Origin of the sequence: Bacillus cereus group sp. BfR-BA-01360 (genome assembly GCF_022663595.1) — a bacterium.
In the GTDB taxonomy this organism is placed as follows: domain Bacteria; phylum Bacillota; class Bacilli; order Bacillales; family Bacillaceae_G; genus Bacillus_A; species Bacillus_A cytotoxicus.
Genome location: NZ_JAKUFV010000002.1, coordinates 172,776 through 196,092, shown reverse-complemented (window position 1 = coordinate 196,092; position 23,317 = coordinate 172,776). Strand labels below are relative to the sequence as shown.

Genomic DNA, 23,317 nt, shown 5'->3' with positions numbered 1-23,317 from the left:
CTTTTCCTTATTTTTCACATTAAGTTTCCATTGTACCATTTGTTTCTCTAAATATGAAAAAAACTTTATCTTCTTTCTGCTTCGCCTTTACGAAATCGAAATGAAAAAATAATCCTAATGGTTATTTTTCTCGTTGTTTAGCCATCCTTTAAAAAAAACATATTTTTTATATACATATATAAGGAGCGTTTACATGAAGCAACAAAAGCGATGGAGAAAGTTAAAAACAGGTTCTACAAAGTTAGAGAAATCTGCTGTGTATGAAAGTATTATTTTATATTGCACTTTAAAGAAACAAAATCTACTACTGAAGGAAAAAATAGTTATATTCATGGGATGATCCTATTACATATGGTCACTCCATTTCATTCCTGATTTAGCTGCTATTATCAGCATCAGTCTTTTAGATGATGCAATCATAATTGCTTTGGCATACAAATATATTATGGTTCATAGAGATGCAGAAATTCGGCAAAAAGGAAAATTGCAAATGGAATCTTTTTTTAGACATGCACATTCATAAGGGGGTTATCATAACCGTCTTCCCTACCATATATCTTCTTTTTCGGCCATTAACATATACACCCCTTTTGCAGAGGAAACATCATTTTGAATGAAATGTATTTTCTCTTGTATGTTCTTTTCACAATTTGTTTTAAAATGAGCATATATTTCTGGTACGGAATTTAAAATTCCGCCTTTGACTGCAATCGAAATTGGCTCTTCAAACAGCATTCTCTTATACATATAATTCGTAATGTTAGCTAATTCTTCGCCTGCTCTTATTATAATCTGAAACGCATCCGTATTTCCTTGCTTAGCTGCCTCTACCACGATTGGAGCGATAGAAGCTACGTGATCTTTCGGTTTTGAATATATAAGCTGTTTTATATCTTCTGGTGTAACAATATGACATTTTTCTTGAATCACTTTACCCAGTTTACAAAAGGAGATTCTTTTATCATATGCACGTGTCATTCTTTTTAAAGCTTGTAAAGCAATCCAATACCCGCTTCCTTCATCTCCTAAAATATGTCCCCATCCACCGCTATACTCATATCTTTCCCCTTTCTTCCCTAAACAAACAGCACCTGTGCCTGCTATCGTTAAAATACCATCGTTCCCTTCTAATAAAGCAGCATGCGCAATGATCGCATCATTATAGATTTCAATTTCCGTTTGATATTTTGTTATAAAACGTTCCTTTAATGCATGAATATCGATACTGTTTACACCTGCTAATCCTATCCCTATACAAGCACATTCTGTTTTACATAACCTTTGAAAACATTGATCGATTGCTTCACAAATATGCGATATAGCTCGCTCATAATCCAATAAAACATTGCCAAAGCGACTCATTCCTCTGGCAATTTCTTTCCCATTTTTATCAAATGCTATTGCTTCTGTCTTCGTTCCACCACCGTCTACACCAATTATATATTTCACATTCTCACCTATCCTTCCATATGAGATAAAACAATATCTATCCCCTCTAAAGCTGCACCTTGCATGCAGTCAACAATATACATGACATCCCCTCTGTACTTTACTAAAAATTGTGATATACGTAAGCAACGTACAACCTATCAAAAACATAGTAAACCTGTGAAATCGCTACCATTTTGATGAATATGTCCCAACAACTGTCCGGATAATACGCGCTGACATACTTGTCACAATCCACAAGCTATGCATTTGTAATACATATAGCATTTTTAAAACAATAGATTTGAACAAACGACAACGAATAGAAATCCCTTATAGCTAAATTTCATATTCATCCGTTCCACCTTCTCCTTTGTTTATGCTTAAAAAAGTGAGATCATCGAAATGACCCCACTTCTTCGTTACACCTTTACCGCATTTTCATTATCACTATTTTCTACTTCAAGCATATTTTTATCATACATTTTAAAGAATGGTAGATAAATAAAGAACGAAATTGCAATATTAATAAAGACGAGCACGATTGCCCTCCAATCTCCACCTGTTGCTAAATAGGCACCAATTGGAGCTGGCAATGTCCACGGAGGCATAATATAAGTTGGTGTAACAAGTCCGATTGCCGTTGCAGTATAAGCAACCGTCGCTGTTATTAATGGCGTAATAATAAAAGGAATAATTAATACGGGGTTTAATACAATTGGAAGTCCAAATATAACCGGTTCATTAATATTAAAAATACCTGGTACAATACAAGATCTTGATAATGCCTTGGAATATTTTGATTTACCAAATATAATCATCGCTAATACAAGTCCGAGCGTCGCTCCCGAACCACCAATCCAAATAAACCATTGATATAACGGCTCTGGTGCGATAAAAGGTATGCTGCTTGCACCATCAGCAACTGCTGCCGAGTTTTTCCCGAGATATACTTCCCATAAAGGACGAGCCACTGTTCCGACAACAGACACACCGTGTATACCAAACGACCAGAAAAATGTAATTAAAAATACAGGCAAAATAACACCGAAATAACTATCACCAGCTTTTACGAGTGGCGCAGCTAGCTGGTCCACTACATGGTGTAAGTCGATACGAAAAACAACGGTAATAATACTCATAATAATAATGACAAAAGCAGCGGGGATAAGTGCTTCAAACGAACGAGAGACAGATGGTGGGACTTGCTCTGGCATCTTAATCATTACATTTTTTGACTTACAAAATCTTAAAATCTCAACTGATAAAATGGAAACGATCATTGTTACAAATAATCCGTGCCCTCCAAGGTTTGTCATCGGGAGCATAAAACCTTTCTGATCGATTAACTCCGGTGTTAAAGTTAGAAGTAATGAACAAACTGCAAGCTGCGCTCCGGATAAAGAATCTAACTTATAACTTTTCGCTAAATTATAGCCAATACCAAAAGCAATATAAAGCGACATAATAAACATCGTTAAGCGATACGGTATTAAAATACTCGTCTGATGTTTAGCTGCCCATACCGAAATAAAACTATCCTTTGGAAGCGGTGGAAAGGCCACGATGAGAAAAAAACTTCCTACAATGATAAATGGTAATGCTGAAATGACGCCATCTCGAATGGCTTGTAAATGCCTTTGCTCAGAAAGCCTTGCCATCGGACTTGACAAGTTATTCTCAAGAAATGAGATGAATTTATTCATCATACTCCCCCTAACCAACCAATTCATTTACAGCCTTTAATAACGCCGGTCCACCAAGTGGTGTATAAGCTTGCGGCGGAATAATGCCGCACGGAATAGATGCTGCATGTGCCACTTTTTTAATCGAATCATATCTATGCCTTACTTGCGGAGCAACCATAACAACATCCCAACCATTCTTTACTTCTTCTTCTATTTCACTCGTACCAATTGCGTGTACCACCATACTGCTTCCCTGTTTCTCAGCTTCTTTTTTTAAAGCGTTTACAACAATAGAGCTAGACATCCCTCCGGAACATACAAATAGAACTTTCATTTCATAATCCTCCTATACACTTTAAGTAATCTTGATCCTTTTATAAGGACTGCAAAACCACCAACGAAAAGAAGTTTTACGTTATTACAAATCATATGAAGTATGAAGACAAATTAGTGCTTATGAAATGAAGTTTCAGTAAAAATATTTTTTACGAAAAAATAAGATTAAATATTCTGTTTTCTCAATTGTGAATCTTACATTCACATGATACAGTAGTTTCAATAATAGAATATATAAGGAGGCATACAATGATTTCTAAAAAAAGATTCATAAGTTGTTGTAGCGCTTTTTTATTGATTCCTTTCCTATTCTTCAATACCACACGCACTGAAGCATCCACCTACTCTCCAAAACATGAATTACGCGCTGCATGGATCGCATCTGTCCTTAACATTGATTGGCCCTCTCAAACTGGCTTGTCTATCGAAAAACAAAAACAAGAGTTTATGAAACTACTAGATGATGTGAAAGGTGCTGGCATGAATGCAGTTGTTGTGCAAATCAAACCAACCGCAGACGCTTTTTATCCTTCAAAATATGGACCTTGGTCTGAATATCTTACTGGGACACAAGGGAAAGACCCTGGCTATGACCCACTTGCATTTATGATTGAAGAATCCCACAAACGAAACCTTGAATTTCACGCTTGGATTAATCCTTATCGCATAACAATGAATCATACGGACTTAAATCGCTTAGCGGAAAATCACCCTGCAAGACAACATCCTGATTGGGTTGTATCTTATGGCGGCAAACTATACTATAATCCTGGCATTCCTGACGTACAAAACTTTATTACAGAAGGCGCGTTAGAAATTGTTCAAAATTACGATATTGATAGCCTCCATATGGATGATTATTTTTATCCTTACAAAGTAGCTGGTGAGGAATTTCCTGATCAAAACACATATGAAACTTATAATAACGGGAAATTTTCGAATATTGAAGACTGGCGCCGCCATAATGTAAATGAATTGGTTAAAAAATTAAATATAGCGATTAAATCTGAAAAGGCATATGTTAAATTCGGAATTAGTCCATTTGGTGTATGGAGAAATATTGCTGATGATCCAACAGGTTCTCATACAACTGCTGGTCAAAGAAACTATGATGATTTATACGCGGATACAAGAGAATGGATTCAAAAAGGATATATTGATTATATTACACCGCAAATTTATTGGAATATCGGTTTTGCTCCTGCTGCTTATGATATCCTTCTTGATTGGTGGGTAAAAGAAATTAAAAATAGACCGATTCACCTATATATTGGACAAGCTGCCTATAAAATAAATAATAATTCCGTTCCAGCTTGGTCTGACCCAGAAGAATATCCAAAACAAATTGCACTAAACCGTCAATATGCAGATATAAAAGGCAGTATGCACTTTAGTTTAAAAGATATTAATAACAATCCATTAGGGATGAAAGATCGACTACAACATGATATATATAAACATCCAGCCTTAATTCCACCTATGCCTTGGCTTGATAACGATCCACCAAAACAACCTACTTTAAAAGGAGCAATCGCTAGAGATGAAGGAATTGCTTTAGGGATCATCAATGACAGAGACAATGACTCTGCCTACTATGCGATTTACCGCGTAAACGGGAAAAATGACGTTGATACTCAAAACCCGAAAAACTTAATTACAACTGTACGAAAAACAAGACTTGGAGAAATTTATGTTGATAAAACAGCTATACAAGGAGAAACGTATACGTATGCTGTAACTGCATTGGATCGCTTGCATAATGAAAGTGTTCCTTCTAGTAAAACGACTGTGAAAGCGAAATAATCAAAATAAAATCCCCCGCTTCATTGGCGGAGGATTTTATTTTACACCTTGTTTTTTACTTATTTTTAAATTTCTCCGTCGCCGCTCTCATCTTCACATTTAAATCATAGTCGATGGAATCGCGAATATCACGCTCTACTGCTTCCATTTCTTTTTGGAAGTTTTGCAAATACATTTTCAGCTCTTCTTCTTTTTCTAGACGTTGTGATGGTGGCAGCTGAGCCACTAGCGACAGCATATCAATTAAGTCTTTCATTAAGAAAGTTTCCAGTTTATGTTGTTGCTCAAACATGCGTTGTTCTTGATAGTAAGGAAGTGCCTGTAAAACTGAAATTGTTATTTCATCAACCGTTCTTTGTAATGAAGGGGTAATAGATCGTTTATAGGCTTGAATTGTCTTTAACGCATCTGGATAACGATCATAAAAATACAATTGATAAAACGACAAATCTGTTGGTTTTATGGATTGCTGCGCTTCTTGTCTGAGGAACTCTTTTACCTTCATGACAGCTATGTCCATGTCCTCGTTCGTAATCTTTTTCGTTGATTTTGCCATACTATGCACTTTTTTTTGTCTATCTTTTGGTAGCATCGAGAAAACTTGTTCTCTTGTCCGTTGATTTGCTACACAAAAAAGCGTATTAAAAGCTTTCTGTTCCTTTTTCCCTTCCGTACGAATCCAGCGATAAAAGAGTGGATGCTGCGTAAATTCTTGCAAAAACGGTGTCGATTTATTGGAAAGCTTCTCAATGGATTCATGCGCTCGCTTATACGGCTTTGCCCATGATAAATATCGTTTCCGTCCAAAATACACAAGAAGAACAACGATTGTAAAACCAATGAGTAGTAACGTTCCAATGAGTAGTAAAACCATTTTTATGAAACCCATCTTTTCACCTCCTCTAATACATCTTTATTTTTTAGGACGCTGCATGAGCTTTTGTTTCATTTCCTCATTAAATGTATCCAGCTCTATCACAAACTTTTTGCTTGATTCAATAATGCGTTCTGAAGATTTCTCAGATGCTTCAATTGCCGCAAATACATTTTGGAATGATTCGCGCAATTTCTCCATACTGATTGCTGGATTTTCAAGCAACTGCGTCGTTTCTTCTGTATTTTGTTTTAAAGCTTGTGAGTTACTTAATACCATCGATTCTATCGCTTCATTTGTCGCGTTCACTGCATCAATCGTCTTACGCTGATTTGTTAAAGCGAGTTGAATCGCTGCTGAAACCGTTACTACGTTTTGCGTCATTGTAATGGCGTTCCGAATTGCTTCTGTTAATTTTTCATTATTTTTCTTAATAATATCTACAGAGGCAATCGATTGTAATAACACACTTTTCGCTTGCTGCATGTTTCTTGTTCGCACAAGAATTTTTTCTAATGCATCATTGATTAATGGAATATCTTTTTGACGCTCTGGATTTTGTTTTTCCGCTTCCAGCATGCTCGCCAATTTTTTTCCTAAATACACTTGTTTATCAAGTGCATGAATCTTATCATAAGACTGCTCCTTTAACATTTCTAAGCCAACTGTATCTTCTTGTAGATTATCTCGGCCAATTAATAATGAGCGAATAATTTCCTCAATTTGTTTATCTATGGATTGATATTTATAAACGTATGTTTCAAGCGGATTTTTCTTAAATACTTTAAACATCAATTTCTTCATGCCCGATGCTTTTAATGAATTCGGATCAAGTTCTGAGACTACTTTACGTAATTCTAAAAGTGTATTTGGAATTTCCTCGTTTTTTCCATTCATCATCGCAGTCACAGGACGTTTTAGCGCGGATAATGTCTGTCCTGCTGCTTGTTGTTCTTTATCACCTAGATCTCCAAGTTGCGATAAAACTTTTGAAAGATCCGTATTGTGTTCACTATTTAATTTCTGTACATAAAGATCAGCTTCTTTATTCAGTTCAACAAGTTCTTCTTCTTTAATAACTGTATCCACAACTTCTATATGATCTTTTACCATCGATACAGATTCTTTTTTCTCTAATTCTGTCAACAAAATCGCTCCTTTTATTTATATGTGCAAAATGATTTGCACTATATTTATACACGAATTTTCCATTTATTTTTACAAGACCCTGCTTATGCAGTCATTTCTATTTCTTACTGTAAGTATACCTTTTTTCTACTTTATTTTCCTCAGACTTAAGACCTAGAAAGTTACGTGCTGAAGGCGTATTCTTCTTTATATTTCACTGCTCATCATAATGTAAAAAATGCCCTTTATTTTATCCCACCATTTTAGGGCAGTAACAGCCCGATTGGTGAGGGCTCATAATCAGTGAGGGATGAAGAGTCCTCCACTGATTTGATTAAAGTTTCACTTTATTTGTGCTTTCGGTAACTGAAACAACACAGCATCTATATATCTCCATCTTTGACACTATTCCTTTTCAATATCCCGAAATTGAATCACTTTATATCTTTAACGAAACATGGTCTCATATCACACTGCATCATTTGACACATAAGCTTTTTTCATGTCATAATCCGATTGGAAATAATTTATATTTTTAGTTTCCAACTTTATCTTATTCAATTCTATGGCTTCATTTTTTTCTTGCTACAAACGCTCCTTTTTGAAAAGTTAGCAACGCCGTTTCAAATGCATCATCCTCTTCTATCATGTGCATAAATGTAGTTAGTTCATTTGCATGTGAAGTGGCATTATCAATAACGAGAAACCCTTTTGGCTGTAATATGCGCTTTATATGTTCCCACCACCACATATATTGAGTACGCTCTGAATCTAGAAATATAAAATCAAATGAATCGTCAACTTGCGCATCTAAAAATGCTCCTGCCTCTTGATTATGAATATCGATTCTGTGCATGAGAATTGCTTTTTCAAAGTTTACAAGCGCCTCCGCAACTCGTTCTGAAGAAAGTTCAACTGTCGTAACTTTTCCGTCTGTTTCCTCACATGCACTTGCTAACCATAATGTTGAATATCCATTTGAAGTACCAATTTCTAAAACTTTTTTTGCTTGACATCCTTTGATGAAAAGTGATAAAAATTGTCCCATTTCGCGCGAAATATTTCTTAATTTTTCCTCCCGCTTATCTGTTTTACTGTCATGTTCTTCTCCATATCGCTCAAGTTCAAACAATAACGATTCTAAAGAGCGCACATTATTCATCGCCTTTCCAACAAATTTAATAATAAAAAAATTGATGAGAAAGTTGATTCTGTTTGTCTATCTTTCATTATATGCGAAATGCTTTCCTTTTTCCTGTTATAAGACAAAAAAATGAATTTTTTATGGCAAATTGTTTCATTTTTTGATACAGTTAATTTCTACGTGCATTTATATCATTCATAATATTTTCTATTTAAAATCCAATTCACTTTAATCGGTATTTCAAGTGTAAAAAGCGCCGTTTTGGACGTATTTTCTTCTAGTAACTATTCATAAGAAAGGATGCTTTAAATATGAACGTGATCAATTTAGATATGGCTAGAAAACGAAAGCAACATAAAAAGCAAATGATAACTATACCGATTATTAAACGAATTTATGAAGAGGACGGAGAGATTAAATTTGAAGTATTAGGCGAAAAAGACGTTCCTCTTGAGCTCTTGGAAAAATAAATCAAACATCTAGTAGAGCTCCTCCTCTATGTAATTCTGAGGTGAGGAGTTCTTATTTTGATTCTTATTAATAAAAATAAAACGCTATCTAGATTACAGATATAGAGTGGAACTTTAATCAATAACTCTTTTTCACTTCGCATCGAATTCGTACTCATTGGGTAAAAATATAAACTAGAGAATTACATTCTATCTATTTTATACATATCCCTTCACTCTAAATCATTCATTCCATGAAAAAAAGGGTTTTTCTTTTTTCTATCGAATGAATGATTAAAAATATAAGGGATGGATATATATGAATAAAATATTATTAGAAAAAGCCTCTTATTTATCTTCCGAGGAACAACATCACTTGAGAAGAGCTATATTATTTGCTAAGCAAGCGCATGATGGTCAATATCGCCAAACTGGAGAACCATATATTAATCATCCTTTTGCGGTAACAGAAATATTATTAAATTATAAGGCGGATATAGTAACGTTAATTGCTGCATTGCTACATGACGTCGTCGAAGATACTTCCTATTCACTTAAGCAAGTTCAATCTCTTTTCGGTCATACTGTCAGTTATATTATAGATGGATTAACGAAAGAAGAAAAACAGCACGGGCAAGAAAAAGAACTATATGACGCTATGAACTTAAAAAAATTTTTACTCGCTTCACAAAAAGATATTCGCGTCGTAATGATTAAAGTAATAGATCGCCTTCATAATATACACACATTAAGTGTTAAAAAGCCTGCTAAACAAGTTGCTTATGCTAATGAAACATTAAAGCTGTTTTGCGCCCTTGGCAAAAAAGTTAGGCTTATCTCATATTCAACATGAATTAGAAAATATATCTTTTCAATACCTTCATAGAGAAAAACATTGGATTTTTGTTTTACACAGCTGTCCATATTCTTACATATCGCTCTCTCTTTCTCATGTCACTTTTAATAGACTTCAAACATATAATATTTATATATTAAATTGGAGGTGATGAAATCATGAACTATCGTAACAGTTCCTCTAACAATAAAACCAATCGTCCTTCATCCTCTCAACCTTCCAATTCTTCTGAGCGGCAAAGCAAATTACAACAGCAAGGATATAAAAAGAAAAAAGGCTGTAATTGCAATAAAAAATAGCTAAACAACTCATGTAACAAAAGGAGCATTCTTAAAGATTGCTCCTTTTGTTCGTAATGAAACCTTTCCTTACCTTTCGCTTGTCAATTGAAAAAACGATTTCTCATTTGAAGAGAAATCGCTTTTTATCAACATTTTGATTTAAATTTTAAATTGACTTGTGTACATACCATAATAAACCCCTTCCTTTTCCATTAGTAATGTATGGTCACCTCTTTCAATAATTTTCCCATCTTGAATAACAAGAATTTGATCAGCTTCTTCAATTGTCTTTAAGCGATGAGCAATGACAAAACTTGTTTTCCCCTTCATTAAACGATGTAATCCAGCTTGAATTTGCAATTCCGTTCTTGTATCAATATTTGATGTCGCTTCATCTAAAATTAAAATATCTGCATCAGCTAAAATCGCTCTTGCAATTGCAAGTAACTGTTTTTGTCCTTGACTTAAATTGGCTCCTTCTGATGCTATTTTTGTTTCATATCGATTTGGTAAATGCTTAATAAAAGAATGCGCCGAAGCAGCTTTAGCTGCAGCAATGACTTCTTCATCACTTGCATCCAATCGTCCATAGCGAATATTATCCATAATTGTTCCAGCAAATAAATACGTATCTTGTAAAACTACACCGATTTTGCTTCGCAATGAAGAAATATCATACTCTTTTATATTCGTTCCATCGATTTTAATTTGCCCTTTATGAATATCATAAAACCGTGTTAACAAGTTAATAATCGTTGTTTTTCCAGATCCAGTCGTCCCTACAAGCGCGATCGTTTCACCTGGGCTTGCTTGCAAGCTAACGTCTTTTAAAATCTCTTTTTCTTTCTCATATCCAAATGAAACATGATCAAATATCACATTACCTTCTAATTTCTGAACAACAATTGGATTTTTTTTATTTTGAATTTCTGGCACTTCATCCATGATTTCAAAAACACGCTCTCCTCCAGCAACTGCTGCTTGAATGGTATTCATAAGTGTAGCAAATTGACTCAGCGGCCTTGAAAATTGACGAGAATAGTTAATAAATGAAGCAATAATTCCTACTGTTGTCATTCCAGTTAAAACCATAATTGATCCTGTTCCAATAACAAGCCCCATCCCTAAATTGTTAATGAAATTCATACTCGGAAAAATGAATGCCGAAAAGGTATCTGCCTTTGTCGCAGAGACTCTCAGTTTTTCATTAATCGTATTAAATTTATGAACGGTTTCTTTTTCTTTTCCGTATAATGTGATTACATTTGCTCCTGTAATCGCTTCTTCAATAAAGCCATTTAATTCTCCTAAATCTTGTTGACGCTTCGCAAAATTTTTCCCGCTATAGGCAACTAATCTTTTTGTCACAAAAAACATAATCGGGACCGTAATAAGAGTTACAATTGCTAAAATCCAATCTAGTGCAAACATAGCAATCGTTACACCAACAAATGTTAAAGCAGATGAGATAATTTGGACGACGCTCTGCGTTAAAGCTTGATTTAAATTGTCAATATCATTTGTTACGCGACTCATTAAATCCCCTTGAGAACGCATATCAAAAAATCGAAGAGACAATGTCTGGATTTTTTCAAAAAGATCTTGGCGTATTTTTTGAATTGTTTTTAATGCAACATTCACCATCATAAAGGTTTGCAGCCAAGTTAAAAATACGGTTACACTATAAATGGCCGTAAGGAGTATACACATTTTAACTGTCCCATGTAAGTCTCTTGGTATAATATATTCATCAATAATAACTCCTATATAATACGGTCCTAGTAAACCTAATAACGTGGTCGCAATTACAAGCATAACAACGAAAATAAGAGCCACTTTTTGATACCCCATATAGGTCCAAATTCTCATTATTGTGCCTTTTGTATTTTTTGGCTTTCCACCTTTTACGTTGTTACGCCCATTTTTATTTGCAAACTGCCCTTGGAAATTACGCATTTTCTTTCCCTCCTTCTTCATATAAACTACCACCTTGGGAAAGATAAATTTCTTGATATACTTTACATGACCTTATTAAATTTTCATGTGTTCCGTTTCCAACTAACTTGCCATTATCCAAGACAAGTATTTGATCCGCATCGATAATCGATGAAATTTTTGATGCAATGAAAAATGTTGTTGTTCCTGTATATGTACCCTTTAATGCTTCTTGTATGATTTTTTCTGATTTTGCATCTACTGCCGAAGTAGAATCATCGAGCACAAGTATAGCAGGTTGCCGTACAAGCGCTCTTGCAATAGATAAACGTTGCTTTTGACCACCGGATAAGTTTGTTGCTCCTTGTGTTAACTGATAGCGGTATGCATCTTCTAACTTATAAATAAACTCCGTCGCACAAGCTGCCGCCGCTGCTACTTCTAATTCTTCTGCCGTTGCATTTTCCTTTCCATACTTTAAATTCTCCTCAATCGTTCCTGAAAATAACAATGCCTTTTGAGGTACAACTCCGATAGAAGCACGCAATGTTTGTAAATCATATAATTTCACATTCACACCATCAATGTAAATGTCACCTTGGTCAACATCATACAAACGCGGAAGTAATTTCATTAAAGTAGACTTACCACTTCCCGTAGATCCGATCACTCCTACCTTCTCACCTTTTTGGACTTTAAACGAAATATTTTTCAAAACGTACTCATCGTTTTTACTGTAACTGTAACTTACATTTTTAAACTCAATATTCCCACTTATTTTCTTAGGCTTATACATGTCTGCTTCATTCGTAATATCCACTTTCGTGTCAAGCACTTGTTGTACACGATCAGCAGATGAAAATGCACGTGAAATTTGAATAAATACCATACTAATAGACATAAGCGACATCAAAATAATATTTAAATAGTTAATAAATGCTAAGATCGCTCCGACTTGGAGAGTGTCATGAAATACTTTTTCCCCACCCATCCATAATGTAGCTACAATACCTCCATTTACAACAAGCATAATAATTGGCATCATAAGTGAAATCATTTGTACTGCATACGTACTAACTCCTGTTAAATGCTTATTCACTTTCTTAAATTGAGAAATTTCATATTTTTGTCTTACATATGCTTTGACGACACGAACACCGGATAAATTTTCTTGCAGTTTTGTATTTACTTTATCTAAAGCTTCTTGTACGCGCTTAAACGAACCGCTAGCTCGCCCAGCTATAAAAACAATCGCAACAAATAAAATTGGTACAACGACAAGTAAAATAGAAAATAAATCTCTTGCTGTAACGAAAACGATAATAATACTTCCTATAAATAATAAAGGTCCACGGACAAGAACACGTAATGTCATCGTCATTGCTGCTTGAATAGATGTAATATCATTTGTTACAATTGTAAGCAATTTACCTGTTCCAAATGAATCACGATTTTTACTAGAAAATGTCTCAATTTTTGTAAAAACATCTTTTCTAATATCTGTTGCAAAATTCACCGCAGCTTTCGTAGAATACAGCATACAACCTAAACCACCAATTAATCCCATCCCTGCTGCACCGATCATAAGAAGTCCCATCTTCATGACATAATGAAAATCTTGCTGCGCAATACCAATATCGATAATGTGCTGCATAATCGTCGGTTGAATTAAGTCCATCGCTACTTCAAGTACCATGAATAACGGTCCAATCATCGCAAAGAACATGTATGGTTTTAAATATTGCAATAATTTCCGGAATGATTTCATACACTTTCTCCTTTTTCTATTAAATTGACATTTTATAATTGATATATCTCCTCCTTCTACTCTTCTATATATCGGCTTCCCCTCTACTACTATTATATTCTACAGGTTAATATTTAACATTATTAATTGATAAAATATTAACCTTTTATTCGTCAATGTATTCTTATTTTCATCCCATAAGGAAACCGCACTCTTTTGCAAGAATGCGGTTTTCCTCGGATTCAATTGAAAACTCAAGTAATTCGTTTTCGAATCCTTTATTTATGCACATTAAAACTCAGTTAAAATTGGAAATTTACATCGATTGAACTGGATGTTATGATTACTTCGAACCATTAAATACTTACCGGAGTGAAATTCTTGATATGTTACGTCTTCAATCCCTAGTTCATCTGGATGAAAATAAAATTCAATTTCTGTAAATCTTTCAGGAATTTCACTACATATTTCATCTAAAATTGGGAAAACTGGTGCAAACACACCGAATAGTTTTAATGTTTTCTTCTCTACTTCATACACGATTATTGCGTCTAATTTTTCTGAATAGTAGAGCTTATCGTTCCATTTGTCCTCATACATATTGAAATAAAAAGAAGATTTATAGTTTAAGGTTGAAAACATATTAGAAAGCGTCTGACTCTCCTCTATCTTTTCTTTTATGAACTGAATATCTTCTTCATGATAAAAATTCAATTTTCGGAGTGATGAATCTGTCTTCTCACCACTTTCATATGATAATGTCATTAGATATTCTTTTAAAACTTGAAATCCAAAATACTCATAGAATTCCGGATTCTCTGTGAATAAGATTGCACAGTCGTACTGTCTATCAATTTGTTCTAATACTTTAGAAAAAAGTTGCTTCATCAAACCTCTCTGCCGATACTCAGGATGCGTCATAACCGACTGAATCCCCACTGCATTCACAACATTTCCATTCACAAGTAATGGAAGTGTAAAACTAGAAACATTCGCAATTACTTTTTCTTCATGAACAAACGAAACTGGTTTATATGTATGATCCCAAAATCCTCTCGCATCGAAATCTTGCAACATTTTCTCAGAAACACCAAATACTTCCTCGAATAACGAAAATAACTGTTCCTTTCTTGGTTCTTTTACAAAAAAACTTTCAAAAGTAGCACTATTCCCCATATTGTCCCTCCATAATACTTATTCCATCAATTTCATTATATTATATTTTTTTATTAGCGGAGTACACCGCTTTCAAATCAATATATTATCACAAAATATAACAAAAAAGCTTCATTATATTATTTTATTCCGCAAAATATATTTGTTACAAATCAATTTTAAAATGCAATTCCCACTTGCGCTACCGCTTTACACATATAAATTCCCTTCCCTCTACACTTCCAACAATATATTATCGTAATATACATATTCACTAAAATTATATTTCTTCTAAATAATAATCATAAGATTATTCTGTTTATCCCGCATTAACTGCCCGTAACAACCCGATTGGGGATGCCTCATAATCAATGGAGGATGAAGAAAATTCCCACTGATTCAAGTTTCACTTTATTTATGTGAATTTCTACTCAACTCCCTATACAAATAAGCATTTCATTTTGTACTCTTTCAAATTTATGCTAGAGTTATAGAAAGGAGATGAATAAATATGAGTTTATTAAATAATGGTTTAACTTTTCTTCATTTTGATGAAACGTATCGATTACAAAATAAACTTCATTCTTATTCACATGAAGATATTGATTTTCGTCATTTGGAACATTCAAATTTATACTGTGAGAAAAGTGCATTGCAGCACATTCAAGCAAAATTACATAATCGAAAACAAAAAGGCATTACCTTTATCGGCTCTGGTAACTATCATTACGTATCATATTTACTTATTCAAGAAGTATTAAAACCTTTCACCCTCATTCTGTTTGATCATCATACAGATATGAATCTATCTCCTTCTCAAGAAAGGAATATGATTTCTTGCGGATCATGGGTTTCATTTGCATTGCGAAACAATGATATGCTTCAAAAAGTAATCATTGTCGGGCCTTCTTCGTTTCAAATCCATTCTTCCGAACATTCAAAAATAGAAATTTTTCCAGTGGAAGGTTCACATATCGTCTCTTTACATACAATCCTTTCTCATATTCAAACCGATACGATTTATATAAGTGTGGATAAAGATGTTTTAGATCCGAAAGACACTGTCACAAATTGGGATCAAGGTCACATGAAATTATCGACATTATTAAGCTATATCCGCTCCATGATTGACAAAAAAGAAGTATATGGAATTGATATTTGTGGAGAAATGCCAGTTTCACCTCCTCAAATATTTATTCCAAAATATCAAGAAGCGATTACGAAAAATGAAATGGCAAACATACAAATTTTAAACACGATTTTGCAAACATCCAAACAATACAGTTCTGTAAAGTAATACGCTAGCTATTTTAGGACGGCACTGAAAAAGTGATTACTTCGAAGAAACAACATGTATTTTATGAAAATGTTAAGAATAAAAAAGAGTCCGCCACCTCTGTATATAGTGGGTGATAGACTCCTTTTTATTATGAAGTCGACTTTTTCAGTGACCTCCTATTTTAGCACTCTTTGTTTATTATTCAATTGTTTCCATAATATGATGGAAGCAACAACAAGCATAATTGTTGTAATTACACTTCCTTCAATTCCGAACGCTCCTCCATGCAAAGCATCTGGTCCATTTGTCGTCGATCGAAAAAACGGTGTAGAAAATACAGTTGTCCCACTAACTGCAAAACCATATACATTGTACTGCGCCCAATTCCATATCGAATGCCAAGCACAAATTCCCGAAAGGCTATTATCTTTTAATACGTATAAAGCAGCAAACACACCAACTAATATAATATTTGTAATAGATAAGATGGTAACACCGGGATTTAGCAAATGTAGAAACCCGAATAAAAGAGAAGTTACCATAACGCCGATCCATATACGACTTCTAACAGATATAACCGGGAACAACCATCCTCTTACAATGATTTCTTCTGTGGCACCTTGTATGAGAAATGCAACGAAAGAACTTAAAATTCCTAATATAGCTGTAATCGTCATATGTTGCATTTGCAGCTGTACAAATCCTGTTATAACTAGGAACACAACAGGGAGAGAAATGAGTAGAAACCCTATAAACGCTCCTTTTATGTATTTTTTTAAAAATTGATTTTTCCAAAATCCAATGGATGAGAACGGTCTTTTCTCTATAAAGCGCACCCATAGAAATACAATAAAAGTTGCTCCTCCAAACGTTAAAATCATCTGTATATTAGCGTAAATCCCTTTCATAAATGTTGTTTCTGCTTTTGGTAAAAATAACATAAACAATATAAATACTTCACCAAGTATTATAAATAGAATAGATAATATAACTGCAAAAATTGGATGGACCTTCTTCTTCCCTTCTTTTGCGGCTTCAATAACTTTGTATTCAGTATGTCTCATTTTTCCACCTCCTAATACATTTTACCATTATATTACAATACGGTCACGCAGATTCCTTCTCTTTTCTTTTTCTCACAACTCTTGACATCTTAACAATTTGTTATACAAATACACTTTCTCTTCCTCCGTGATAGCAATATAAGTAATGATATCTGTCTATATGTTTCAAATTCCGATTCCTATATTTCTTCATAATCATTCCAGCACTTGCTATTTCTCACCATATGCTGTAAAATGAAATTTAAGGTTCAATGGAATAACATTCATTTCACATATTATCAAACATCCATAAGGAATGTTTTTCCTTCTTCATGGGTTTTTGATAATATGTGAATGTTTATTTTCGTCTAAATAAGACTGATCATATTATAATTTTTTTATTTTCAGGAGGCATTTGCCATGACATTAACAGGTAAAGTAAAATGGTTTAACAGCGAAAAAGGTTTCGGTTTCATCGAAGTTGAAGATGGTAACGATGTATTCGTTCATTTCTCAGCTATTACTGGCGAAGGATTTAAAACTCTTGACGAAGGTCAAGAAGTGAACTTCGAAGTTGAAGAAGGAAATCGTGGACCTCAAGCAAAAAACGTTGTAAAGTTATAATCCAAACAATAAAAAAAGGTTGTTACCAAGCACGGTTAACAACCTTTTTATATATAATTCAAATTTTTACATAAAAGGAGTGGTCATATGTATCGCAATCGCAAGAACGATGTAGCAGAAGTACCACCAGAACAAACCCCTGTTTGGGAATGTGAATCAGAGGATTGTTTAGGATGGATGAGAAAAAACTTTTCATTTGAAGAAGAGCCAAAATGCCCTTTATGTAAAAGTAATATGAAAAGCGGAGAACGATTACTACCTAAATTAGGATAATATTTACACGTCCCCTCTTATCTTATGATAGGAGGGGATTTTATTTTTATAAATAATCATAATATTTTCATTTCAATTATTATTCTGGTATCCTTTAAATTAGATACTTAAAAGGAGTTGAAATGATAATGAATAAGAAAGTCCAACTTGGTAATACCGATTTATATGTCAATCCTATTGGATTTGGAACAAACGCTGTTGGAGGTCACAATCTGTATCCAAATTTAGATGAAGAAGTTGGAAAAGATTTAGTTCGAACTGCGCTACATAATGGAATTAACTTTTTGGATACAGCATACATATACGGACCTGAACGATCTGAGGAGTTAATTGGTGAAGTACTACAAGAAACAAAAAAGCGTTCAGAAGTTATTCTTGCTACAAAGGGTGCTCATAAAATAGTAGGCAATGATATTGTTTTTGATAACTCTCCTGCATTTTTAACCCGCTCTGTAGAAGATAGTTTAAAGCGCCTGAAAACAGATTATATCGATTTATACTATATTCATTTCCCTGATGACAATACACCAAAAGATGAAGCTGTCGGTGCCTTACAGCGTTTAAAAGAAGAAGGAAAAATAAGAGCAATTGGTGTATCAAATTTTTCGATTGATCAATTAAAAGAAGCTAACCAAAATGGTTATGTTGATGTATATCAAGGAGAGTATAATTTATTAAAACGAGATGCAGAAATTGATTTATTACCCTATGCGAAAGAAAATAACATTTCATTTATACCATACTTCCCTCTAGCTGCCGGTTTATTGGCTGGTAAATACAATAAAGATATGAAGTTTCATGATTTACGTGCCGATATGCCTCATTTCCAAGGTGAATCGTTTAAAGAAAATTTAGAAAAGGTAGAGAGAATCCGTCAAATTGCTCATGCAAAACAGACAGAAATAGCTCATGTAGTACTTGCTTGGTATTTAACAAGAGATTCCATTGACGCTTTAATACCAGGTGCAAAAAGAGTCGATCAAATACTTGATAATTTAAAAACATTAGATATCCATCTAACAGACGACGAAATTCGTCAAATAGATCTTCTATTTAAAGTAAAGTAATAATCTTCTTGGACTTTTCCTACAAGTTTCTTCCAATAACTAAAAAACCGGTGGAGAAAATAGATTATCTCCACCGGTTTTGTTATTTTTTTATTCTTTTCCTTCATCCGCTTATTTAAGAAGATTGTAAGGCATGACAATGTGCAGCGTCATAAAGAAACAAACCCTCTTAGCGATGAGAGGGTTTGTTTCTTTATGCTTACTTTGAGCAATTATGTAATGCTTTTATAATTTGACTTGCTGTTTGTTTTCCGTTTCCTATACAAGCACCAATACCTACACCGTAATAAGAAGCTCCAGCTACATAAACATTCGGAACAATTTTTACTAATTTTTCATTTAAAGATTGAACTGCTTGATTATGCTCTAAATGATAATTTGGCATTAAGTCATCCCAATTTGTAACTTCAACTACTTGTGGTTTCCCCTGAATTCCAAGACTTTTTTCAATATCCGTTAAAGCAATTTGAAGACGTTCTTCTTCACTACTATGTTTCATTTTTTCGTAATTTGCGTTTGAACTTTTATAAAACATTCTCACTAGTAAATTTTGCTTTTCTGACGTGTGTTTCCATTTTCTACTTGTCCAAGTACAAGCATCACATTGTAAATTTCCGTTTTCCGAAACAATAAAGCCAGTTCCATCTGCCGGTAATTGATGATCAGGTATATCAAACCCTAAATAAATACTTACAAGCGATGAGTTCTTAAATTTATCAAATTCATCGTCCAAATCACGAGAATGTAAAATTGTTTGTGCAACATCATGTGGAACAGCTAGCACGACACAATCTGCTTTTACTGTTTCTCCATTCACAAAAGAAACTTCATATCCATCATCGTTTTTACTTATATTTGTTGTTAGCATTCCTTTTCGTATTTCCGTATCACTTAATGTCTCTTCTAACCGATGAATAATTGTAGATAATCCGTTTTTAAATGATACAAACTTTTTATTTCCAGCCGCCTGAAATTGTTTTTTATTTACTTCAAATCCTTTTATAATACTGCCGTACTTATTTTTATAGTCCACTAAATATGGCAATGTAGATGCCATCGTAAGTTCATGTAATTTGCCAGAATATACACCCGAAAGCACAGGAGCAATTTGCTTTTCCACTAACTCTTTTCCTAAAAAGCTTTCCAAAAATAAAGCAAGCGATGTCTCTTTTGTGAAACTTTTATTTTTCGTAATAAAGTCTTTTAGCGCAGTGATCTTCCCTTTTGCAGAAACTAATGTACTGTGAAATAATGATTCTACACTTGTTGGGATTCCAAATACAGTATCAGCGGGAATTGGATGTAACATATTATCTGAATAAATGTAAGAAATTCCTGTTTCGTTATAAACCATCTCCTCTTCTAAATTCAATTCTTTTATAAGAGGAATAACATGTTCATTTCGTGCAACCATAGAGTCTGCCCCTGTCTCCATAATAAAACCATGCTTTTTCACACTATGAATTTTCCCGCCTAAATATTTCTCTTTTTCCACTAGGATTAAATTTAAATCTAGATTGTAATCCTTTTTCATTCTTTCTAAGTAAAACATTGTGGAGAGGCCTGTAATACCTCCACCTATAACAAGAACTGTTTTCATGTCAACTAAGCTCCTAACCGATACTACAAATTATTAAATTCTTTTATTATTATACCCAAAAATTAGTTCTCTCGACTAGCAGCTTTCACACTCTGTAAGAATTTAGACAATATATTTGAATATACATCAGGCTGATCCCGATGAACGAGATGACTTGCAAAAGGAATAACCGCAATATGAATTGCGGGATTTAATTCTTTAAATATCATAGCGGCGGTAACTTCAGCTTTTGATTCTCCCCCTACTATACATAACGATGGCACTTGTAAACTTGAAACTTCCCTCGTTTCAGAAAATGGATACCAATCCTCTTCATTCCATGATTCGATTAATGCTTTCCAATCACTATTTACATGGATTTGATTCATATAATTTACAATCTCTTCATTTTCGAATAACATTTTATGTCTAATTGCTTCTTCCTTTTGATCTTCATCCCAGTTTTCTGTTTTCATCGGAAAAATCCCAGAAAAAGTTAATGATTTTACTTTCTCCGGATACTTTTTGGCAAATAAAAGTGCAACTAACCCGTCAATTGAAACTCCTGCGATATGACAACGGTTCACTTGTAAAAATTCTAAAGTATCTCTTATATCGTCTGGACATTGAGAAAAGTAATTTTTTATGGAACCCCCTGTTTTCCCATGGCCTCTTAAATCCGGTCGAATTATTTTATAACTTTCTTTTTTAAAAAACTCAGTCTGTTCTTCAAACTCTGTTAATCCTGTCATACCGCCAGAATGCAGAAATACAATTGGTTCGCCAGCCCCTGAAATATTCGCATGTAATATCACCTCTACTCCCCCTTAAAATAAATGAAATATTCTGCTAAATAAAAATATATCAAAAATATTCGATAATTTTTATCTCATCTTCTTCATACATGTCTTCATCTCAAAAACATAATCCAATTTATTAGTTTATCAATTTCTTGACTCACTTCTAATACTTTTTCATGTTGAAAACCATAGTTCGCAACAAGCATAACGAGTTCTTCTTTTTTTAGGTCAATCATTTCCTCTATTCTTCTCAGCTCCATATCGCAATACTCGCTCCAATTTTAAAAGTTATGTATCTTAGTATAGACTACTTACATAATAAGTAAAACCCTCATGTTTCTGTAAATCTTACATATGTAAGAAAAAACAAATAAATATCTCTTATTTAAGCGAAAGGTAAAACATTACAAAAAAGATTGACTCTACAAAAAATGAATTGTATATTTGTATTAGGTAAAAAATATTTACCTAATACAAAATAATGACACACGCGCATAATTTATTTAGGTAGTTCAAGATTTCCATCATGTTATTCCTATGTAGCCCGAAACCATAAGGGCTACTCCCCATCATTCTAAATTGTAAAGGCTCCACTTTCTTTCAAATGGAGCCCTTCTTTTTTAGATAACACGAACTTTCTTCACGTTTTGTTCTGTTGAATAATAGTAACTTCGCTTTGACTTTTTCATATATTCCTGAACTACATTGATGTGAAAACTAATTCAGAACCATATTGATGAATCCAGCGCATAATGGTTGTATGAGCAATAAATAGCCCGCGTTCTTCCATCATTTCGACTACCTCACGAAAACTTAGGTTGTATCGTAAATCCCTTCTTACAATTAGTCAAGTAGTTTTTATTTACTAGAGCGGGTTTTTATATTTTGTACAAGCATCCTACCGTTTAGCGAATAGAATATATAAACATTGCAAAGAAAGGAGAATGACATACGCATGGCTGATTATTTTTATAAAGATGGTAAAAAGTATTATAAAAAACAAAACCAGCAAAAAAACAATAATTGTTCTATTGCAACACACATTATATCCGGTGCCGGAATTAACCTAAACGGAAATATTCTACTAGATGTTAACATACCACCTAACTCTACAATAACGGCTTTTGAAGACTTTACTAGCAATCACAATAAAGCATTACTTCAGTTTTTTGTTACTGGTGGTACTCCTCCTATAACAGTATCAATCTTCACAAGAAGTTCTTCAACACCAATTACTGCTACTCTACAAGCTCTTGATACAAGAATATTTCAAGTAGAGGATATCCAACGACTCCAACTCACAAATGCTTCCAATACAGGGGGCGGTATCGGTATGTATATCGAAAAAACATTTTGTATTTGCTGTAATAACCAAAACAACTCTTGTGATGAATATTACCGTGAAGCCGATTTTTTTTGTTAGACTAAATCACTTAGAAGAATCCTATTTAAGTAGGGTTCTTTTTTATTAATTTCCCAAAATGACATATACAATTTAGATAGCAAATAGCATTTCCAATCATCGAAAGTAGGCAAAAGGAGCTTATCCATCTGTATCTTATCAGGAATGGAAAGATGCAAGTTGTGCTGCGTAATCATTCCATTTACTTATGTTTTCTCCTATAACATATACTGTTCTACATAAAAAAGAAACGCTTCCTCACCTTCAACAGTACATACAACATCAATATACGAATATGGCTCTATTAACTTTTTTCCCATTATTCCTTGATAATTTGCACCGCCAAAAATAATGTGTAAATTAAACTGATTCTTTAACCTTCTAGCTATAGATAATGCTCCCATATTCTGCTGAAACATCGTAGAT

The 23,317-nt window shown here is 33.8% G+C and carries 21 protein-coding genes and 3 pseudogenes; 9 read left to right on the top strand and 15 right to left on the bottom strand.

What is annotated here, in order from left to right:
• Positions 1 to 193 precede the first annotated feature (193 nt).
• Positions 194 to 523: pseudogene (locus MR056_RS02775) on the top strand (YkvA family protein).
• A gap of 23 nt (positions 524 to 546) precedes the next feature.
• Here the strand turns inward: MR056_RS02775 and MR056_RS02770 are convergent.
• The 3 genes from MR056_RS02770 to MR056_RS02760 all read right to left on the bottom strand — a co-directional run bounded on the left by MR056_RS02770 (position 547) and on the right by MR056_RS02760 (position 3,450).
• Positions 547 to 1,449 carry a BadF/BadG/BcrA/BcrD ATPase family protein gene (locus MR056_RS02770; RefSeq protein WP_087098709.1) on the bottom strand — a complete coding sequence of 301 codons (903 nt, stop codon included), beginning with the start codon at positions 1,447 to 1,449 and terminating at the stop codon, positions 547 to 549.
• Positions 1,450 to 1,850: 401 nt separating this feature from the next.
• Positions 1,851 to 3,134, bottom strand: coding sequence for a PTS sugar transporter subunit IIC (locus MR056_RS02765; RefSeq protein WP_087098708.1), 1,284 nt, complete (start codon positions 3,132 to 3,134; stop codon positions 1,851 to 1,853).
• Positions 3,135 to 3,144: 10 nt separating this feature from the next.
• Positions 3,145 to 3,450 (bottom strand): PTS sugar transporter subunit IIB, encoded by a 306-nt coding sequence (locus MR056_RS02760; protein WP_012094276.1) that lies wholly within the window; start codon positions 3,448 to 3,450, stop codon positions 3,145 to 3,147.
• A 251-nt stretch (positions 3,451 to 3,701) separates the two neighbouring features.
• Between MR056_RS02760 and MR056_RS02755 the strand changes: the two genes are divergently transcribed.
• Complete coding sequence (locus tag MR056_RS02755; protein WP_048722954.1) at positions 3,702 to 5,255, top strand: glycoside hydrolase family 10-like protein; 1,554 nt, start codon at positions 3,702 to 3,704, stop codon at positions 5,253 to 5,255.
• 55 nt (positions 5,256 to 5,310) lie between these two features.
• Here the strand turns inward: MR056_RS02755 and MR056_RS02750 are convergent, their stop codons facing one another.
• The 3 genes from MR056_RS02750 to MR056_RS02740 form a co-directional block, all read right to left on the bottom strand.
• Positions 5,311 to 6,144, bottom strand: coding sequence for a DUF3974 domain-containing protein (locus tag MR056_RS02750; protein ID WP_012094274.1), 834 nt, complete (start codon positions 6,142 to 6,144; stop codon positions 5,311 to 5,313).
• A 24-nt stretch (positions 6,145 to 6,168) separates the two neighbouring features.
• Positions 6,169 to 7,275, bottom strand: a complete 1,107-nt coding sequence (locus MR056_RS02745; RefSeq protein WP_041809726.1) for a toxic anion resistance protein — start codon at positions 7,273 to 7,275, stop codon at positions 6,169 to 6,171.
• A gap of 553 nt (positions 7,276 to 7,828) precedes the next feature.
• Positions 7,829 to 8,419 carry an O-methyltransferase gene (locus MR056_RS02740; RefSeq protein ID WP_012094272.1) on the bottom strand — a complete coding sequence of 197 codons (591 nt, stop codon included), beginning with the start codon at positions 8,417 to 8,419 and terminating at the stop codon, positions 7,829 to 7,831.
• A 293-nt stretch (positions 8,420 to 8,712) separates the two neighbouring features.
• Between MR056_RS02740 and MR056_RS02735 the strand changes: the two genes are divergently transcribed.
• Both MR056_RS02735 and MR056_RS02730 read left to right on the top strand, forming a co-directional pair.
• A complete protein-coding gene (locus tag MR056_RS02735; protein WP_012094271.1) occupies positions 8,713 to 8,871 on the top strand; it encodes a hypothetical protein in 159 nt (52 codons plus the stop codon).
• 298 nt (positions 8,872 to 9,169) lie between these two features.
• Positions 9,170 to 9,746: pseudogene (locus tag MR056_RS02730) on the top strand (HD domain-containing protein); the annotation flags it as partial.
• Between the two features lie 400 nt (positions 9,747 to 10,146).
• On the opposite strand, the gene MR056_RS02725 reads toward MR056_RS02730, so the two are convergent.
• From MR056_RS02725 to MR056_RS02715, 3 genes are all read right to left on the bottom strand, one after another.
• On the bottom strand, positions 10,147 to 11,943 hold the full coding sequence (locus MR056_RS02725; protein ID WP_041809724.1) for an ABC transporter ATP-binding protein: 1,797 nt from the start codon (positions 11,941 to 11,943) through the stop codon (positions 10,147 to 10,149).
• Positions 11,936 to 13,690 carry an ABC transporter ATP-binding protein gene (locus tag MR056_RS02720; protein WP_012094268.1) on the bottom strand — a complete coding sequence of 585 codons (1,755 nt, stop codon included), beginning with the start codon at positions 13,688 to 13,690 and terminating at the stop codon, positions 11,936 to 11,938. Before MR056_RS02720 ends, MR056_RS02725 begins: the two co-directional genes overlap by 8 nt.
• A gap of 270 nt (positions 13,691 to 13,960) precedes the next feature.
• Positions 13,961 to 14,845: a GNAT family N-acetyltransferase gene (locus tag MR056_RS02715; RefSeq protein WP_012094267.1), complete on the bottom strand. Its 885-nt coding sequence runs from the start codon at positions 14,843 to 14,845 to the stop codon at positions 13,961 to 13,963.
• A 490-nt stretch (positions 14,846 to 15,335) separates the two neighbouring features.
• On the opposite strand from MR056_RS02715, the gene MR056_RS02710 reads away from it, so the two are divergent.
• Complete coding sequence (locus MR056_RS02710) at positions 15,336 to 16,121, top strand: arginase family protein (protein ID WP_087098706.1); 786 nt, start codon at positions 15,336 to 15,338, stop codon at positions 16,119 to 16,121.
• A 158-nt stretch (positions 16,122 to 16,279) separates the two neighbouring features.
• Here the strand turns inward: MR056_RS02710 and MR056_RS02705 are convergent, their stop codons facing one another.
• On the bottom strand, positions 16,280 to 17,167 hold the full coding sequence (locus MR056_RS02705; RefSeq protein ID WP_087098704.1) for a CPBP family intramembrane glutamic endopeptidase: 888 nt from the start codon (positions 17,165 to 17,167) through the stop codon (positions 16,280 to 16,282).
• A gap of 399 nt (positions 17,168 to 17,566) precedes the next feature.
• Between MR056_RS02705 and MR056_RS02700 the strand changes: the two genes are divergently transcribed.
• The 3 genes from MR056_RS02700 to MR056_RS02690 all read left to right on the top strand — a co-directional run bounded on the left by MR056_RS02700 (position 17,567) and on the right by MR056_RS02690 (position 19,110).
• Entirely contained in the window at positions 17,567 to 17,770 is a 204-nt protein-coding gene (locus MR056_RS02700) for a cold-shock protein (protein WP_012094264.1), read from the top strand.
• 87 nt (positions 17,771 to 17,857) lie between these two features.
• A complete protein-coding gene (locus MR056_RS02695) occupies positions 17,858 to 18,043 on the top strand; it encodes a cold-shock protein (protein ID WP_000286200.1) in 186 nt (61 codons plus the stop codon).
• A 128-nt stretch (positions 18,044 to 18,171) separates the two neighbouring features.
• Positions 18,172 to 19,110 (top strand): aldo/keto reductase, encoded by a 939-nt coding sequence (locus MR056_RS02690; protein ID WP_041809721.1) that lies wholly within the window; start codon positions 18,172 to 18,174, stop codon positions 19,108 to 19,110.
• Between the two features lie 199 nt (positions 19,111 to 19,309).
• Here MR056_RS02690 and MR056_RS02685 read toward each other — a convergent pair whose 3' ends face one another.
• From MR056_RS02685 to MR056_RS02670, 4 genes and pseudogenes are all read right to left on the bottom strand, one after another.
• Complete coding sequence (locus tag MR056_RS02685; RefSeq protein ID WP_087098702.1) at positions 19,310 to 20,710, bottom strand: protoporphyrinogen oxidase; 1,401 nt, start codon at positions 20,708 to 20,710, stop codon at positions 19,310 to 19,312.
• Positions 20,711 to 20,772: 62 nt separating this feature from the next.
• Positions 20,773 to 21,504 carry an alpha/beta fold hydrolase gene (locus tag MR056_RS02680; protein ID WP_087098700.1) on the bottom strand — a complete coding sequence of 244 codons (732 nt, stop codon included), beginning with the start codon at positions 21,502 to 21,504 and terminating at the stop codon, positions 20,773 to 20,775.
• A gap of 95 nt (positions 21,505 to 21,599) precedes the next feature.
• Positions 21,600 to 21,749: an aspartyl-phosphate phosphatase Spo0E family protein gene (locus tag MR056_RS02675; protein WP_012094260.1), complete on the bottom strand. Its 150-nt coding sequence runs from the start codon at positions 21,747 to 21,749 to the stop codon at positions 21,600 to 21,602.
• A gap of 458 nt (positions 21,750 to 22,207) precedes the next feature.
• Positions 22,208 to 22,333, bottom strand: a pseudogene (locus MR056_RS02670) (IS6 family transposase); the annotation flags it as partial.
• Positions 22,334 to 22,444: 111 nt separating this feature from the next.
• On the opposite strand from MR056_RS02670, the gene MR056_RS02665 reads away from it, so the two are divergent.
• Entirely contained in the window at positions 22,445 to 22,912 is a 468-nt protein-coding gene (locus MR056_RS02665; RefSeq protein ID WP_087098698.1) for an exosporium protein D, read from the top strand.
• A 197-nt stretch (positions 22,913 to 23,109) separates the two neighbouring features.
• Here MR056_RS02665 and MR056_RS02660 read toward each other — a convergent pair whose 3' ends face one another.
• Complete coding sequence (locus MR056_RS02660) at positions 23,110 to 23,310, bottom strand: hypothetical protein (protein WP_140388421.1); 201 nt, start codon at positions 23,308 to 23,310, stop codon at positions 23,110 to 23,112.
• Between the last annotated feature and the right edge of the window lie 7 nt (positions 23,311 to 23,317).